At 55.6% G+C, this 16,889-nt stretch carries 13 protein-coding genes; 6 read left to right on the plus strand and 7 right to left on the minus strand.

Going from position 1 to position 16,889, the window contains the following annotated elements:
• Window positions 1-37 precede the first annotated feature (37 nt).
• From QF050_RS08525 to QF050_RS08550, 7 genes are all read right to left on the minus strand, one after another.
• Window positions 38-1,273: a glycosyltransferase gene (locus QF050_RS08525; RefSeq protein WP_308930054.1), complete on the minus strand. Its 1,236-nt coding sequence runs from the start codon at window positions 1,271-1,273 to the stop codon at window positions 38-40.
• Between the two features lie 52 nt (window positions 1,274-1,325).
• Window positions 1,326-2,432 carry a glycosyltransferase gene (locus QF050_RS08530; RefSeq protein WP_308930055.1) on the minus strand — a complete coding sequence of 369 codons (1,107 nt, stop codon included), beginning with the start codon at window positions 2,430-2,432 and terminating at the stop codon, window positions 1,326-1,328.
• A 25-nt stretch (window positions 2,433-2,457) separates the two neighbouring features.
• Window positions 2,458-3,594 (minus strand): glycosyltransferase, encoded by a 1,137-nt coding sequence (locus QF050_RS08535; protein ID WP_308930056.1) that lies wholly within the window; start codon window positions 3,592-3,594, stop codon window positions 2,458-2,460.
• Window positions 3,591-4,175, minus strand: a complete 585-nt coding sequence (locus QF050_RS20330; RefSeq protein WP_374121512.1) for a putative colanic acid biosynthesis acetyltransferase — start codon at window positions 4,173-4,175, stop codon at window positions 3,591-3,593. The genes QF050_RS08535 and QF050_RS20330 overlap by 4 nt, the downstream gene beginning before the upstream one ends.
• Window positions 4,163-5,338 (minus strand): glycosyltransferase, encoded by a 1,176-nt coding sequence (locus QF050_RS08540; protein ID WP_308930057.1) that lies wholly within the window; start codon window positions 5,336-5,338, stop codon window positions 4,163-4,165. The genes QF050_RS20330 and QF050_RS08540 overlap by 13 nt, the downstream gene beginning before the upstream one ends.
• An 80-nt stretch (window positions 5,339-5,418) precedes the next feature.
• The gene (locus QF050_RS08545; RefSeq protein WP_308930058.1) at window positions 5,419-6,435 is read right to left on the minus strand and encodes a glycosyltransferase; all 1,017 of its coding nucleotides are present in this window, start codon (window positions 6,433-6,435) and stop codon (window positions 5,419-5,421) included.
• 180 nt (window positions 6,436-6,615) lie between these two features.
• A complete protein-coding gene (locus QF050_RS08550) occupies window positions 6,616-8,127 on the minus strand; it encodes a polysaccharide biosynthesis tyrosine autokinase (protein WP_308930059.1) in 1,512 nt (503 codons plus the stop codon).
• Between the two features lie 891 nt (window positions 8,128-9,018).
• Between QF050_RS08550 and QF050_RS08555 the strand changes: the two genes are divergently transcribed.
• The 6 genes from QF050_RS08555 to QF050_RS08580 all read left to right on the plus strand — a co-directional run bounded on the left by QF050_RS08555 (window position 9,019) and on the right by QF050_RS08580 (window position 16,273).
• Complete coding sequence (locus QF050_RS08555) at window positions 9,019-9,846, plus strand: MBL fold metallo-hydrolase (protein WP_308930060.1); 828 nt, start codon at window positions 9,019-9,021, stop codon at window positions 9,844-9,846.
• Window positions 9,847-10,287: 441 nt separating this feature from the next.
• Window positions 10,288-11,385 carry an acyltransferase gene (locus tag QF050_RS08560; protein WP_308930061.1) on the plus strand — a complete coding sequence of 366 codons (1,098 nt, stop codon included), beginning with the start codon at window positions 10,288-10,290 and terminating at the stop codon, window positions 11,383-11,385.
• Between the two features lie 235 nt (window positions 11,386-11,620).
• Window positions 11,621-12,709 (plus strand): glycosyltransferase family 1 protein, encoded by a 1,089-nt coding sequence (locus tag QF050_RS08565; RefSeq protein WP_308930062.1) that lies wholly within the window; start codon window positions 11,621-11,623, stop codon window positions 12,707-12,709.
• On the plus strand, window positions 12,706-14,094 hold the full coding sequence (locus QF050_RS08570) for a hypothetical protein (protein WP_308930063.1): 1,389 nt from the start codon (window positions 12,706-12,708) through the stop codon (window positions 14,092-14,094). The genes QF050_RS08565 and QF050_RS08570 overlap by 4 nt, the downstream gene beginning before the upstream one ends.
• A gap of 194 nt (window positions 14,095-14,288) precedes the next feature.
• Complete coding sequence (locus QF050_RS08575) at window positions 14,289-14,441, plus strand: hypothetical protein (RefSeq protein ID WP_308930064.1); 153 nt, start codon at window positions 14,289-14,291, stop codon at window positions 14,439-14,441.
• A 341-nt stretch (window positions 14,442-14,782) separates the two neighbouring features.
• The gene (locus tag QF050_RS08580; protein WP_308930065.1) at window positions 14,783-16,273 is read left to right on the plus strand and encodes a hypothetical protein; all 1,491 of its coding nucleotides are present in this window, start codon (window positions 14,783-14,785) and stop codon (window positions 16,271-16,273) included.
• Window positions 16,274-16,889 lie beyond the last annotated feature (616 nt).

The following is a 16,889-nucleotide window of genomic DNA, read 5'->3' on the forward strand; positions in this document are numbered from 1 at the left end:
CAGAAATTAGTTGTGGAACACAAAAGAGTCGCCCGGCCTATCGACCGCGCGACGATGCAAGACTTGTGATGAACTCATCATAGTGGGCAACCGCAGCAGATTCCGACAAGGCTTCATGTCGGAACCGCAGCGCGCTTTCCGACAAACGCGCGCGCAGCAAAGGCTCACCCGCGAGGATTTCGGCAACTCTCACCAGGGCGGCCGGGTCGTTGGCATCCACGCGTAACCCTCCACCGGAGTGCTCAATTTCGTAAGCGGTGACGCTGCCTTCGTCTGTTGCTGCGACAACAGGAACACCAGCGTTGAAGTAGGACGTCAACTTGCTAGGCACAGCCATGTCTCTAACCCCCGGTAGCTCATTGACCAGCAGGACGTTGGCTGCGGCGAGCGCAAGTTGGAAGTCAGACTCGGGGAGAGAATCCATGAAGCGTATTTTCGTTACCCCGTAAGCCATTGCTTCGAGCCGTTGACGCTGGTTGCCGTTGCCCATTAGCACAAAACGCACTCGACTTTGGCTGGATTCCGCGATCCTAGCCGCTTCGATTACGTTCTCCAGGCCCTGTTTCTTGCCCATGTTTCCGGCATGGAGTACGACCACGTCATCAAGCGCCCAGCCCATCCTGATCCGCATCTCGTCGATCCCCGATGATGGCGAGGTCGGCAGATGGGTCCAGTTTCGAATTACTTCTACGCGCTCCTCTGGCATGCCGAGTGACGACACCATGTGCTCCTTGAAGCGGTCGTGTATCGCCGCCACTCCATCGGTCGCGCGAAGGATTGTTGACTCAAGACCCACAGCCATTCGGCCAAGCTTGCCGCCACCGGTTTCGATAACCCCGCGACTGTATAGATCCTGTATCCAGATTCCAACGGCAGGGCGCTGAGGACGGAGGCGGGCCCGCAACACTGCGAGTCCGCTCGACAAGAGTGCTGGGCTTACGACCAAAACTACGTCTGGCTTTTTCCACGGAGCAAAGACCAGACGTAGTCCGAAGGTGAGTTCCATTAGAACGCGCGAAAGTGCAGATGGCTTTCGCGGAATGTAATGACGAAGGCGTGTAACAGACACCCCGTTGATTAACTCATGAGATTGCCAACCCGAGTAGCCGGCCCGAAGACTCCACTCCGGATAGTGTGGGTATCCGGTTAGGACATTGACAGTATGTCCGGCTTTGGAAAGTCCCTCGGCTAGGCTCGTGGTATACGGGGCGTTGCCCGTTGTTTCAGGGGCATAATTCAAACCGAGTATCGAGATTCGAAGCTTAGTGGTCACTGCAACTATAACCTTTGATCGTTGTGGCTCGAAGAGAGGGCATGACGAATAATCATATTATGTCTAGCATCTTCAACGTGCCGATACTAAAGTTGTCAACCATTTTGTCAATAGTCGGAAATTCCCAATCGGTAATATTTGGCTGCCTATTTGAGCGCGCTTCCAAATCCAAGAACGATCGAATCAAGTTAGCATACGATAAAACGTTGTCGGCAGAGGAAAAGCATGTACTGGACTCCACTAAGTATTCATACTCGGGGGCATGATAAGGCCACCGCGTGGTAAGGATAGGGAGCTGCAAAACTAAGGCATCAACGGCCACGAGGCCTATTCGCCCTGGCATTACTATGGCGGACGAAATGCGACCGATTAAGGCCTGATCTTCTGGCGACGCATACCCAAGCATGGTTACCTGGCCGCGGGAGCGCGCGGTATCCAGCAAATGCGCTTCAGATCCTCGTCCGCCAATCACTATCTTTATGTCAGGATCGGTGATCCATAACTGGTCCAATGTTTCCGCGAGAAAATCAATCCGTTTACTACCGTCAAGACCACCTACGTACCCTAATGTGCGATGCTTCCTGAGGTTATGAGCTTGCATGAAGTCAGAGACTAAGTCCGATGAAAGAGAGTCCCTGGCTCTGACTAGACGCGAGGTGTCGGTGGCGTTCATTACGGTTGTGACAAGTCTTGGGTCGACACCTTTAGAGATGGCATAGTCACGCCCGCCCTGAGTATAAGCAAATACTTGGTTACAATTTCTCAACTGCCAGGCTTCAATCGCTAGATCAACTGAATTTCCGTTGTTTACATAAGGTTTTACGTGGCCCCAAAGGCCGACCTTGAGACCCTTTCGGCGCCCATCAATGATTGCTCGGGTGGTGTCGACAGAAGAGCCTAGCAAGCCCACGATGACGCCGTCTTCTTCATTCCAGAGACGGCGCGCACCGCCGAGGCCAATCGTCTTGCCCATGAGCTTAAACTCGCGAGGCGAATACTCCACGATCCAGGGGGCCTGTACGGCATCTCCCCTCGCCGACTGCTCCGCATGCGGCGAGGCGGCTGCCACTCGACACCTCACCCCATATGAGTCCAATTCTTCAATAAGACGATTAAAGAACGACATGCGGTATTCTGGCACATAAGGTTGAACGATCATTACCGATTTCCGCGAAGCATTTGACCTATTTATGTCGTTTGCCATTGTTGCTCACTTCGTCATAAATATTCTCGAGATGCTTAACGATCTTTTTCATTCCAAAATCGTTATATGCCAAATCAAGGGCGGCCCGGCTAACCCGATCCCGGAATTCAGCATCATCAAGTAGTAGTGTGACTGAGTCCACCAAAGAATCCAAGGTTTCATCAACAACCATTCCCGCTTCCTTTTTTAGGATGGCCGGACCAAGTCCACAAGAGTTGGTAATGACGACGGGTTTTCCAAGGGACAACGCTTCAAGGACAGACATGGGAAAAGGTTCATTGATCGAAGGAAGCACGTAGACGTCGCATCTACTGATCCGGGCCGCGGTTTTATCCGGCGGGATTGCGCCCTCCCACTGCAATACGTGACTTATTCCGGAAGCTTGAATAGACGCAGTAACGTCGGACGCTTGGCCTCCATCGGGTCCAACCATAGAAAATCTGACGTTCGGAAATATCGGATGAAGCTTTTTGGCGAGTTCGATAAAGAGTAGAGGCCTCTTCCGCTCGTGGAGGCGTGCCAGAAATAACACCTCAATCACTTTGGACTTGTTTGCTTTCGAATGCTGCGATTGGGGAACTCCGTTTGGCAGCTCCTCTAGTGTTGGCAATGGCCTTGAGAGTGATTTGAGATCGGTTGACTCCTGTGGAGTTAGGTAAAGAACCCTTCTTGCATTCTCTAGCGCTGGAAATGTCCAGAGTCGATCCACAATGCCCGCGAGCGGGTGAGATGATCTAGTGATCATGCCGTGTGTCTGGAGAACGTAAGGCACTCGCAGGCGGCGCGCAAGCTGCGAGGCTGGCAAGGTAACCATGTCACGTCCCATGTGTATGTGGACTGCGTCCGCTGTCCTAATCACGGAACGAAGCCAACTTTGGAGTCCTGGCGCCCATGTACCTGAGAATCCCATTCCGGGTAGGCTCCGCGCATGGAAGAGGTTAATAGGGACACCGTCGAACTGTTTCGGCAAAGTGGCACCGAAACCACTGCCACCGGCTACAAGTTCGACTTCGTGCCCGGCTTCCAGCAGGGCCCGAGTTTGGTTCACGGCGACCCGCACTGGGCCGCCGTATGCTCCATCAGGGGTCACGAGAGTGACAATTTGGATGATTTTCATGGTTCCTCCTCCGCCGCTATCGCCACTGCTCGGGGGGCAAGAATTCGTGCGTTTGGCCGAACATTTCGGGTCACGAGCGCCGTTGCTCCGATGACGGCCCCGGTGCCAATAGTCACCCCCCGCAGTACTGTAGACCTGGCTGCTATCCAGACGCCATCGTTGATGACGATCGGGGCGTTATCGAATTCGAAGCTCTCGGAATCAGACAGGTGACTTCCGGTGCAAAGCAATGCAGCTTGGGAAATACATACATTTGACCCAATGGTGATTGGCTCCAAATTGAGTAGCCACGCATCCACACCAATCCATACGTCATCAGCAATATTCAGCTTCCAAGGCCAGTGGACACGGACACCTTGGCGGATGAGAACGCGTTGACCTATGGACGCGCCAAAGAGCCTAAGCAGTTTGACTCGAAGGGCGGAGGGGCACCAGATTCGTTCGACTACAAGGGAAGAGGTGCATAACCATAGTGCTTGTATCCACATCGGCCTGCCCTTTTCGTATCCTCCTCCGCTAAAGAGCGCTAGTTTCCGCTGTGTCCCCAAGCTCGAAGTCCTTTCTACCCCTATGTTCGGCATGCCCGTGTCCCTAGAGTCGCAAGGCTGGCCATGAACGCCCGGTCGAAGTCGGCGGCGAAACTCTCCGGTGTAAACTGCAGGATTTCCGGATCAGTAATCCTTCCGTTCCAATTCGACCGGGAAACACGCATATTATCCGAAAGATCCACCAAGCTTGGAAGAACGGTGTAGACGCCGCGCATGCCCGAAATGGACTCAGCCACACCACAATTGCTGCTGACAACGACGTGCATACCCGCCGCGAGGGCCTCATTCACAACGAGGCCCCACACCTCATTTTCGGAGGCCAAGACCAAAGTTTGATGTGCGGCCATTAGGTTGGGAAGCTTTTCATTTTCAAGCTGACCAATGAAGTTGATTCGGTGATGACTCGTCCGAGCCTGGGCTGCTAGACTCTCTCGGAGCTCCCCGCTGCCAACGATGGTCAGTTCATCATGAGGGAGCGCGATGTTGATAAATGAATTAATGATCGCGTCCACTCGCTTCCGTTCAATGAGTTGGCCAACGAAGAGATAGCGGTGGCCCCGAGGGCACGGGTCAGGTTCCGAGGCATCAACCATGGTCGTTGCCTCGTGAAAAGCCATAACGTCGACGGCATTGAATCCTTGTACGACTTTGTCCTCGTCAACGCCGAAGCCAATCATTGCCTGAGCAGCTGCCTTTCCGGGAACGACTACCCGATCCATGCATCGGAAGAATCTGGACCGCGCCCAGGCCAACAGTCCTGTTTTACGTGAGATCGTCGCTTCATGACTCTCATAGAAGCCGACTCGGGCAATACCCAGAAAGATGCTGGCAAGAAGTAGCAGCCAATAGGCCGGCGATTCCCAGCCGCCAAAAACTATCAGGTCATAACTATGAAGTACCGGCAAACTTTTCAAGATATAGAACCGCGACTCACGACGCGTAAATTTCCACGTGCGGAGCTCCGCGTATGAAACGCCATCTTCCTCATGATGAAGCCAGTCAGCTCCGCGATTAGCTTTGTAGTCTCTCAGGAGGCCGGAGTTTGATTCTAAAAGCCCTACGGTGAGTTCATAGCGAGCTGAGAGACTGCGCCAAACAGGTCTTCGATAGGGTGCGGCCAGGTTTGTGACCCAAAGGACTTTCTTTTGGGAGGCCCGCTCTGCTTGTGGAGCGAACTGCGTGCCTGGCTGGGCCATGGGTGTTCCCTTTATGGTGGCTAAGTGCTGATGGGACTAGGTGAAAAGCGTGTTCCACATTCAGTTTGTTCGCTACTTGGTCATGGTTTGTGACCAAGTAGGCCGGCGGCGAACTCGCCCGCAGATGCATTCTGACTTGGAAGGGGTCCAGGCTGGGAGATTGCACGCGCCAGCGCGAAGGAAAGATGAGACTCCTTCAGAGGTGCCCACTCTGCGCCCGGACCGATATTCCGGCAGTCGATACGAAGTGACGAAGCGCCGGCGGCTACGACTCGGGTTCCAGCTGCAGCGGCCTTGCCCAAGATGCCGCTAGGCCCTTCATTACTGTGTGCCAGGACCGCGCAATCGATCCTTCTAATCAAATCGTCCATTTCGATGTCGGTCAGTAACCGATTCACGATTGTGACGCAGCCCCCTCGGTCACGGATTCTCTGAAGCGCCGGCTGGGCTAGGTCCAACACTCCCTCTTCTATCTGACCGGCCACAACTAGGGCCACGTCAGCCCGGTTTACTGCAGCTAATGCAGAAGCCACCAGAGGCAAGTTCTTTCGGTGGCTCACCTTTCCAAGGACGCCGAACCAAAAAAACTGATCCGTGAGAATTGGCGCAAACGAGTTGTTGTTCGTTTCAGTGAAGGTCGAAAAAGTAACGGGGTCGCGGGAGACGGGAAGCAGGGAGTGTCCTTTCCATATGGCGCTCTTTAGGACACGAACCTGGATACGTGGTCGAAGATTTGCTGCTTGTAGGAGCAGCACCTTGGCAACGGTCTTCGCGAATGTGACGCCGGGGAACCGTGAAGGCTGCCCCTTTTCTCTCATGACTAGGACAGTTATGCTGCCCCTCCACGTCCACGCGTGGCCTTTGGCCAAAGCATATGCAAAAGAGTCACCGTCAGGAACAACTACGTGATCGATAGCATGATCGCGGCAGAGCCGTTCCACTTCCACCAAGGAAAGGTCGTCTTTGATTACAAGTTCCAGCTGAGAGTTGAACGTTCCAAGATGCACTTGGAATTCTCCGCTGGCGACTACCTGGCTCTTGGTGGCAAATACGACATAATCCCCGACCGCATTTGCTGCTGATACGAGCAACGACACGTATGAGAGTCGGTGACCGTCATGATTTGGTTCCACTACTAAGATTCGGCGTGAACGTGCAGCATGCAACGGAATTCGCCTTTCCTCTGTTTGCAAAATTTGGACCTGATACTGCCTGCGCCTACCGTGGACCTATTAGTTCGTTAATAAGCCTTAGTTCGCTAACACGCTGAAAACCGGCTAATTACTGGACCGTTGCCCGGGAAACACTCTGGCATCTCGCGCAGCTTGATCCGCGAGTTGTTGCTCTCTGGTCGAAACGTCAGCAAATTTTCCATCAACATCGCTCGGTCGTAACCTCGGAGATCGACGGGTGTCCTTGCCGCCGCCCTTTCCCGAACTATCCGTTTCTTCATAGTAGCCATATGAGTAGGCCTCAGGCCCCTTTGCGGCGACGCGGTTCAACACGACACCGAGTAAGTGCGCACCTACCAATTTCAGTGCGTCCAGAGATTTTAACAATTCCTGTTGCTTCACTTTTTGCGTACCTATAACTACGACAACTCCGCCAACATGATCGGATAGCACGGCAGCATCCGTCACGGGAAGGAGAGGCGGTGCGTCGATGACTACAGAATCGAACACTTCCTCCAGCCGGGAAATCAGGAGTTTCATTTCTGCAGATCCAAGTAGCTCACTTGGATTTGGTGGTATCTGGCCAGACGTGAGCACGTATAGTGCGTCTTCCCCCCAAGACTGTAGGAGGTCGTTGACATCTGCCGCTCCGACGAGGGCTGTAGTAAGCCCGGCTTCACGGTCCAGACCCAGGTATTCACCAACCATGGGGCGGCGTAGGTCTGCGTCGACAAGGCAGACGGTTTGGCCGGCTTGCGCGAGGGAGATGGCGAGGTTGGTAGCGGTCGTGCTCTTACCTTCACCGGGCAAAGAAGAGGTGACAAGAATTGATTTCGCTTGTCCTGAAACGTTCGCAAATTGCAGGTTTGTACGTAATTGGCGGAAGGATTCGCTTCGAGCGCTGCGCGCTGGTGCCTGAGTCAACAGAGGCTTTTTCAAAGCGTCTTCGTCGAATGCAATACCGCCGAGAAGAGGCGCATCAGTGACGCTACGCAAGTCCAATTCACCTCGAATGCGTGTATCCAGCGACGACCTCATTATTGCGCTTCCAATTCCTACAGCTAGTCCGGCCGCAAAACCTAGAAGCAAATTCAGCTTCGTATTTGGTGCAGACGGCACAGATGGGGCCTGAGCTGGAGTGATTACCGAGAGACTCACCGGGGAGGAACCACCGGTCTTGGGTTTTTCTAGCGTGTCGACCGCGGTTATGAGGCTGTTGGCTACTGCCTGGGCGATGGCTGCTGCCTCAACAGGCGAGCTGTCCTGGACGGATATCTTTATAAGGACCGTGTTGAGGTCTGCAGTTGCAGTGACACGCCTTGCTAATTCAGCAGCGCTTACGTTCAAGCCAAGACTGGTGATAGCCGGCTGAAGGACTACGGGTGTCTCTACGGTCTTTACATATGACTGCACCCGAGCTTGACTGAACGAGTTGCCTTGTTGTAGTTCGGTTACAGATCCTGAACTTTGAATGGCAACAAACAGCTGAGTCTCGGACGTGTACGTCGGGCGAACCAAGATTGACGCTGCACCACCGGCCAGCAACCCCAACAGTGTAATGGCGATGATGAGTTTGATGTTGCGCCGCAGAATGCGCAAGTAGTCACGTAAATCCAAGCTCCGGGTCCCCCTGTGATTACTGCGGCAGCCGCTTCGGATGCCACTAGAACGGCAATATTCGTGCGGTCACGACAAGTGTACCCGCCAAGTGGAAGCGAACAGCCTTGTGTCGCGGGTCCTCCCGGTGCCGAGCGTGAAAGGCGTTCCGAGTGTCTTCAACTTCAACTAAAGCTTTTTCTGCCGGACGGAGTGGCCGCCTCCTGGCGGAAGCTCGCTGAAGCCCTTGCAGGTCTGAATCGCTGGTCGAGCGCCTGTCGGTGTCCCAGTTGGCCCCCACGTCTTACTGAATCGCGTCAATGCGTCTATCTTGCTCGTCTGGGTTCCAACAACGAGTAGTGCTGCCGTTTCAAAGCAGGTAGCAACTACTCATGCGATGTTGGCGCCCCAGTCAATAATCTGAGCCAATGGACGACGGAGCGCAGGCAAACCCAACGAGAAAGCATACTGTCAACCAGTTCGAAATCGAGGCTGTTCTAAGACACATCGAGGATCGCGGTGGCGTTCGTCGGGTTGCCGTCTTTACGCCTATCCCATCACCGCCGAAACTCTGGTTTTCGGTACCCAGGTTTCTCGGGATAGCAGACGCGCTTTCAAAGGCATGGCGCCGATCTTAAATTAGAGCATCATCAAACTAATCTTGAGACTCACGAGGTCGAGTCTGTTCGAACCTGCCTCCAGTGGTCGATTGGAGAACCCTGCTGTGTGGCCTCGTGCCTAGTAGTCCCGCGCCCCAATAATTACGTCTCCCAAACTGCCCGGGAACGTCGGCATGACCGGCCCTACCGACAAGCCGGAACGTCTGGTGTCTTCCAGAAATGACCTAGCGGGTTGGGTACAATCGGTCACCAAGACGAACGCACACTGCTTTGCCGGAGGTACGGAGAAACAATGTCGGAATGGCTCGAAGTCGGCACGGACAACTATGTACTGATCACCGAAGGATCCTTGCTGAACACGGGCCTGATCGTCGGCTCCGAACGTGCCATGGTCATCGACACCGGGTGCGGTCCCCGCCAGGGGCGCGAGATTCTGGATGCAGTCAGGGAGACGACTGACCTGCCCCTCGTCGTCGTCAACACCCATGCCCACTACGACCACTTCTTCGGCAACGCCGTTTTCGCCGAAGCCGGCGTCACCGAATTCTGGGCGCACCAGAACTGTGCCACCGAGATTGACCAGCGTGGTAACGTGCAGCGCCGGCACGTTGGAACGCTGGAGCCTGAGATGGCCGCCGGTGAAGGTGAGAACGTCGAGCTCGTGGTGCCCAATGCAATCGTCAAAGACCAGCCCGTCCTGGTGGACCTCGGTGGCCTCACAGCAACCCTGTTCTACTTGGGACGCGGCCATACCGATGGTGATCTCCTGGTGGGATCGCCCGCCACTCTCTACGTGGGTGACCTTGTCGAACAGGGAGCCCACCCCTCGTTCGAGGACTCCTATCCTGAGGAGTGGGCCGACGCTCTCCGGCACATCTCCGCTCTGCGCCACCGTTACGAATTCCTGATCCCCGGCCACGGCAAGCCGTGCAGCGACCAGTTCGTCAAAACCATGGCTAACACTATGACCACGGCTGTCCGCCAAGCGCGCCAGTCCATCCGCGACACCCCCGATGACGCCACCAAGGCCATTCCGGTCCTGCCCTACGGCCCGGAACAGTCCCGATGGTTTATAAAACGGTTGCAGGAAACCCGCGGGGAATTGGGCCGAGAGTCGTAGAGCAACCAGATTCGCCACGATGGGTGTCTGCCAACAATGATTCCAGCGGGAGTTCCCTGAGCGTCGGTTCTAGCCGCTGAGGTCCAATGGATCCGCTACGCCCACTCTTATCTAACTGGTAGAACTTCGTCAGGACTCAAGGGGCGGAACCCCATGGTCTGGCCTGTTCTCGACCTCCGGCATGTGAAAAGCGCGTCAGTTCTGCCGCGCTGGCGCGACTTTCAACGTGGACGGTCAGTGCGGTAGCCAATGAGCACCTGGCATCCAGCAGAACGTACTTCATTGCGAGCGCGGAAGGGCCGCGCAGGAGCATCTGACCGCGTATATGGCCCCAACTCAGAAGAGGGAATGCACTTCCAACTGGGGAAACTCAACCGGTCTTATAGGCCGCGCGGTTGGCAATAGACTTGGGACGATCGCAAATACTGTTGGGGGACTTCCATGCGCGTTGAAAGCGCTCGACTTGACCGACTCACTGGCCTCAGGTTCATTGCCGCGCTTGCCGTTTTCGTTTTTCACGGGCTGCTGTTCATTGGTGGTGCCGAGTGGGATGTGGTGCACGCGGTCTTCGGCCAGGGCAGAAGCGGCGTTTCATTCTTCTTCATACTGAGTGGCTTCGTCCTGGCTTGGTCGTCTAGGCCTGGGGATACGATTCTCGGGTTCTATCGCCGACGATTCGCTCGTATTTATCCCGCCTACCTGGCGGCGCTTCTGATCGCAGGTCTGCTGTGGCTTATTCGCGACCCAAAGGGCCTTGCGAACGGATTGCTGACCCCATTCTTGTTGCAATCCTGGGTGCCCGATAAGCACGTCTACTTCGCAGTTAATACGCCCGCCTGGTCGCTCTCGGTTGAGGCGTTCTTCTACCTGATGTTCCCGTTTGTAATTGCCGCGCTCCGCAGGTTGTCTGGCCGAGGCTTGTGGGTCGCTGGTGCTGTAGCGGTTGCTGTGCCCATAGCGCTAGCTGCCATGGCTTCTCAATCGCTCAACCCGGCAGACCTCGATGATGGCTCGTTCACGGCGTGGGCCGTTTATTACTTCCCTCCCGCGCGCCTGCCTGAATTCATTCTTGGTGCAGTGCTAGCGCTGCAGTTCAGGGCAGGGCTTCTCCCCACGATCTCATGGAAGTTCGCAGTCGCTTTGGCGGCGACCGCGTACCTTGCGGCAGGGCTGTGGCCATCGGCCTTCGGGATCGTGGCACTTGTTATCGTCCCGTTCGCCGTCCTGATAGTTGCTGCCGCACAGCGGGACATCGCCGGTACGCATGGCTGGCTCGGTGGCCGCTTTTCAGTAAACCTGGGTGCAATCTCATATTGCTTCTATCTGGTTCATAACATCTTCATTGCCCGGCTCGCCCAGCCGGGATTTCAATCGCTTGGTGTCGATGAATGGGTTGGGTTCGGAATCGCCTTTGTGCTGAGCTTTGTGACTGCGTGGGCGCTCCATAAGTACGTCGAGCTACCCTTTGACCGTAAGCTCGGCCGAGGTGCCAGCTTGAAGGCTGACGCGACGGCGTCGGCCCCCGGTAGGCCATCATAAGTATTTCGGGCTTCCCGTCCACCAGACGCTGCGCCACCGTACCCACAGTTCAAGAGAGCAGCCCGTCACGATAGCTGCCGCACTGTATGATTAGGCCAACTATTGATCATACTCGGAGTCCATCCACTGACGCTGCTTACTCGACGGGCCAAACCGTTAGATTCGCAACCAGTAGGATTGCCCAAGGGAACGTTGCGGCTGAAAGCCGCGAGCATCGGGGGAATACATGCGAGTCATGTTCGACGACCAAATTTTTTCTCACCAGAGGCGTGGTGGGATAAGCAACTACTTCGTAAACCTTGCGGTTCGGTATATGAACGACCCGAAACTTGAAGTTGATGTTTTAGGTTTCCCGATACTCACCAAGAACGCCCATCTAAAAGAGGTTGGATTGGGAGCCTCGTTACCTATAAAGCACCTCAATAAGCGACCTGTCCTGATGACGGCCAACCAGATCGCAGCGGCATTCCGGCACGTTCGACGTGAGCCTCGCCCCGATGTTGTCCATCATACTTATTACTTTGATCGCCCTTGGCGAACTCATCCTAAGAGCCGGCATGTAATAACGATCCACGACATGATTCCAGAGCTGTTTCCGGAGCATTTTGGGTCGGGAAATCCTCATGCACTCAAGGATAAACACATACTCGCCGCTGATGCGATCGCTTGCGTCTCGGAAACGACAAAACGGGACCTCCTGTCTTTCTACCCGGGGTTGGACGTGCCAATCGTAGTGACGCGGCTGGGCGTTTCCGACGAGTTCAAACCTAACCGTGAAGACCAAGGCGAGCACGGTAACTATTTCCTGTTCGTCGGCGCCCGCGGCGGGTACAAGAATTTTGAGGTTGTGCTGCAGGCCATGAGTCTGGTGGCGCGTGAGATTAGTGCGGATCTGGTAGTTGTCGGCGGTGGCGCGTTCAGTGCCGAAGAGGATAACCACATTATGCGTCTAGGGCTCGCATCCAGGATCCGCCATCTCTCGCCAACCAATCGAGAGCTAGAAGAGCTCTACAGGGGAGCGACGGGCCTGATCTTCCCGTCGAAATATGAAGGATTCGGCCTTCCGACCCTGGAAGCGATGGCGTCGGGGTGTCCGGCTCTGCTAGCTGAGACCCCTGCACTGGTAGAGGTCGGAGGGGACGCTGGGGACTATTTCAAAGCGGATGACTCGGAACTGCTGGCCACAAAGATGATGAGAGTGGCTGACGACGCCGATTTCCGTTTGCTGCTGAGAGAACGAGGTTTGGAGCGGGCCTCTCTTTTTTCGTGGGCAGCTACCGCGGCAAATACTCAACGTTGCTATCAGCTAGCACTGAGTGCATGAAAAGTCCTGACGTGAGAGGCCTGGGCGTTCAGCAAGATCATCGCGAAGGTGAAGTGCTGGCTCATGACTCAACGGTATCCATGCGTCTCAGAACGAAAGCAGTAAAGACAGCATTCCTGACGGGAATCGGCTCCAAGGTTGGCACCACGCTCCTCGGCCTCTTGTCCGTGGCAGTCGCAGTCCGAGCTGTCGGTAATATTGAATACGGCGTCTTGACCACTCTTGTCGGGCTTGTCGCGGTATTCGGATTTCTGGATTTCGGCGTCGGCAATGCTACGATTTTTGATCTTTCGCAGCTCCATGCAAGGGGAAATACGGCCGGTATTCGTAAGCTTATTGCAAACTCACTTGCTTTTCTAAGTGGCATGTCGTTGGTTGTGGTGTTGCTCGTCATTCCCGGTGTTTTGTTCATGCCGAGCGTGTTGCTATTCGAGGCCCCGGGGGTGGATGAGCATCAGATACGAATATCGCTGGTCATATTCGCCGCTGCGACGGCCGTCGCCATTCCGGCAACATTAGGTTCCAGACTTGCCCTCGGCATCCAAAAGGGTTACATAAACAACTATGTGAACCTCGCATCCGCTGTCGGAGTATTCATCGGGGTATTGTGCGGAAGCGTTTGGCAAGAAAACCTCTACTTCTTCGTCGTTGTGTTTGTCGGCATCCCCGTGATTGCAAACGTTGCCCAAACCGTGCTGATGCTCAATTTGAGGCAGGGACGTTATAGTCCTTTATGGGCAGCATGCGAGCTAAGCGTGATCGGTCGGCTCTTGACGCGGGGCGTCCCTTTCATGGGTTTGGCATTTGCAGGTGCCGTAACGTATCAAACTGACACCTTGGTCATCATGTATGTAGTCGGTGCTGCTGGCGCCGCAACTTTCGGCGTCGTTCTCAGGCTTTTCAGTGGATTGACGACGTTGTTTACTGGCGGCCTTCAACAGATGTGGGCGTCCACTGCTCACGCATTAGCCGATGGAGACATGCTCTGGGTGAGGAAGTCCTTCGCGCGGACTTTATATATAACCCTAGGGCTATATATTGCGGCATCATTGTTGATTGTTTTTCTCGGTCGATTCATCGTTGAGGTATGGGCCGGTGAGAGTGTAGTACCCGCTCTAGAGCTTCTTATAGCATTCGCATTGTGGAACGTCTATGCATTTGGCATGAGTCAAGTGAGCATGCTCTTGAACGGCGCGAATAAAGTGAAAGTCCAGGCCATCGCCGCGTGTCTAATGGCGGCAGCGAACCTGCCTGTGTCGATTTATTTTACAAATTCTTTGGGCCTATCTGGTCCGCTATATGGAAGCCTCCTTTGCCACGCTGTTTTCGTAGGAGTCCCGACCGTCGTGATGGCTCGGCGCCTCCTGGTCAGTAAGGGCATCTGAGGAGTCTGGTGCCGACATTTGAATCTGCATTGGCTGACAAGTGCTAGCTTCGACAGACGTCCGCCAACCCAGGCTCGATGCTAGCCTTCCGGGAGGCCTGAGAACTTTGAGAGCACCGAGGAAGAACGGGGCAAAGCTCGCTTACAAGTCGCTGATGTGGAGTTGGGTGACCTGTCGTCAGTCTGGACAGGGCCGTGCAGGACGCGGCCGCTTCCGTCAATGCGAAGTACGTCTGCCTGATCGAACCCAATGTCATTGACCCTTCGAAGGTCATTGCAGACAAGGGGCACGTGAATGACGGCGGCCACACGCCCATGGCGGAGCGCGTAGAAACCGCGCTCCGCTAGGTCGTCTATGCGGAAGAGCTCCCGGCCACTACATAGTCCCCGCGCCGATGACTAATTCTGCCAACACCACGTCGCTTATCATCGTCCGGGCCCTTTGCCGTCGTACGGGCACCTGATTCTTCTTCAGACTGGCGGTGGGCAACGCCAGCAACGACAAAGGTGACCACAGCCAAGGCCGCGCTTATCGACGAGGATGATGGCGACGGTACGATTAGCAGGCAGAGGCCAGCAAGGCCGGCTACGGCAGAGGCGACAGCCGGCTCAGGGGCAGCCAGTCGGGCGCGTTTCATGGGGTTCATCATCCCAGAGGCAGGCAGCTAATCACGATCTAAGGGGCACAGATGTTGGGGAAAACGTCAGCACTCACGCATGCCGGCAAGGCAGTAGGCTCGTCAAATCCCGCGCTGGCAACAGTCGCAGCCCTGTTCCTTAGCGTGATCGCTCCTATCCTCATCACCTTTGGAACCCCTTATGACAGCTCCGATGGGCGTTACGTGGGGCCGCTGCTCGTCACGATCTTTTCCGCCTGCGCCTACTCAGTGGTGCTCGCGTCACGGGCACGTCAGTTGTTCTCAATGACGTTCTGGCTTTTCGTCTACGTATTCCTCGGTGTGGCGCCCATGATCCAGCTTCGGCTGGGTCAAGACACGAACACGGCCGTAAATATTAACCACGACCTGGACTGGCAAACCACGGCCGTCGTTCTCGTAGGGTGCCTTGCGTTCCTAACTGCGTGGCTGTTCCGGGGCAAGCCGGAGGACATGGCTCTCAAGCTGAGGGAACTCAACAGCCGCAAAGTTAATGTCCTCACTTTGGCGGTGATCCTTATCTTCGCGTATTACGCATCCAAGCTCGGCGTCGCGAACCTGTTCGTCAGCCGTTTGCAGCTTGACTTCATACGAGGAGTTGCCTGGCCTGACCGGAGCACAGCGACTCTTGTTTCCGGTGCTGCGCAGATGGGTCTACTCGTTGCCGTTGTTGCTCAGATCCATGTAGCTAAGGCGCGGAAAGCCGCTGGTGAGCGTGTTGCCGTACTCCTACCGCTCGTCGCTGGGGTCTGCCTCTTGATCTGCGTGAACCCGATCAGCAGCCCCCGCTATGTATTCGGTACGGTGCTTTTGGCGTTGCTAGCTTCGATGGGTGCTTTCTCCACTCTGGGAAGATTCCGAATTGGGGCGCTGGCGGCCATCTTCGGAATGGTCTACCTTTTCCCGATCATGGACATGTTCCGCACGTCGTTGACCCCCAATGCGAAGTCCCAGAACCCCTTGGAAGCCATGCTCAGCGGCGACTTTGATAGCTGGTCACAGGTCACCAATTCCATTGAATACGTGGACAGCTACGGGCACACTTGGGGCAGCCAAATGCTCGGCGTGCTGTTCTTCTGGCTGCCCCGAAGTGTCTGGCCTGGCAAACCTGTCGACACAGGTTCCCTGCTTGCGGACTTCAAGTTGTATGATTTCCGCAATCTGTCTGCTCCGCTCTGGGGGGAGCTCCTTGTTAACGGGGGATGGGTGGCCTTGTTACTTGGTATGGTCTTAGTCGGAGTTATCGTCCGCCGGTTGGACCGCACGACCGAACTCACGCTGCAGACAAGCTCAGTGCCTGGGGTGTTGGGTTCGATTCTTCCCTTCTACATGCTGATCCTCTTGCGCGGGTCGCTGCTCCAGTCGATGGCTTATCTTTCGGTAATCCTGCTGGCGTACCTTTTCGTTAAGGAAGGAGCCGCGAGCAAGAGCCCGCGCTGGCCGGCATTCGTCCGCTCGTTTGGCCGCCCAGCGGGAATTGGGGTCGAACGGGAGAATGCCGCGGCTGTGACTCAGGAAGTCTAGTTAGGATTCTGGGCTACCGTTTCCCCAGTTGCCGTCGTAAGGTTCACCACGGCAGGGTAACCGAAAGCGGTGGTAGAGGCGAACCCGGAGCGTGACCCGGTCAGCACGCTCACAGTCACGAAGCTGGATCCCGGTGCAGGAAAGTCCGTTTGGTAGACACCATGGGTTATCGCCGCACCGATTCCCAGATAGACCGGCTTGATTGTAGCTCACGCGCCACAGACGATTGTACCTGCGCCGTCTGAGGTGATGAGGCCGCTGATCACCATGATGACGCCCACCGCAACGGTGGCAGTGCTCTTGGCAGTGGAGCCCACCGCCTACGCCACCACGGCCATCCCCGTCCTGCCGTACGGCCCCGAACAGTCCCGCTGGTTCATCAAGCGGCTCCAGGGAACTGGCGCAACAGCCACGACGCTTCGTAACAAACGGCCTGTCCTTGAGCAACCTTCAGGTTGGCTCCTTATCCTCTGCCCATGGGCCGCTACGGGGGAAGTTACGACGTTCGTTATTCGAAGCGGGATGCTCGGCAGCGCAGACTGCGTTTCATCTCCTATGTGGCACTTGCCGCTCTGGCGGTCGCCACCATCGGTGTGGTACTCATGGCGTTGGAACG

Origin of the sequence: Arthrobacter sp. SLBN-112, assembly GCF_030944625.1 — a bacterium.
GTDB lineage: Bacteria > Actinomycetota > Actinomycetes > Actinomycetales > Micrococcaceae > Arthrobacter.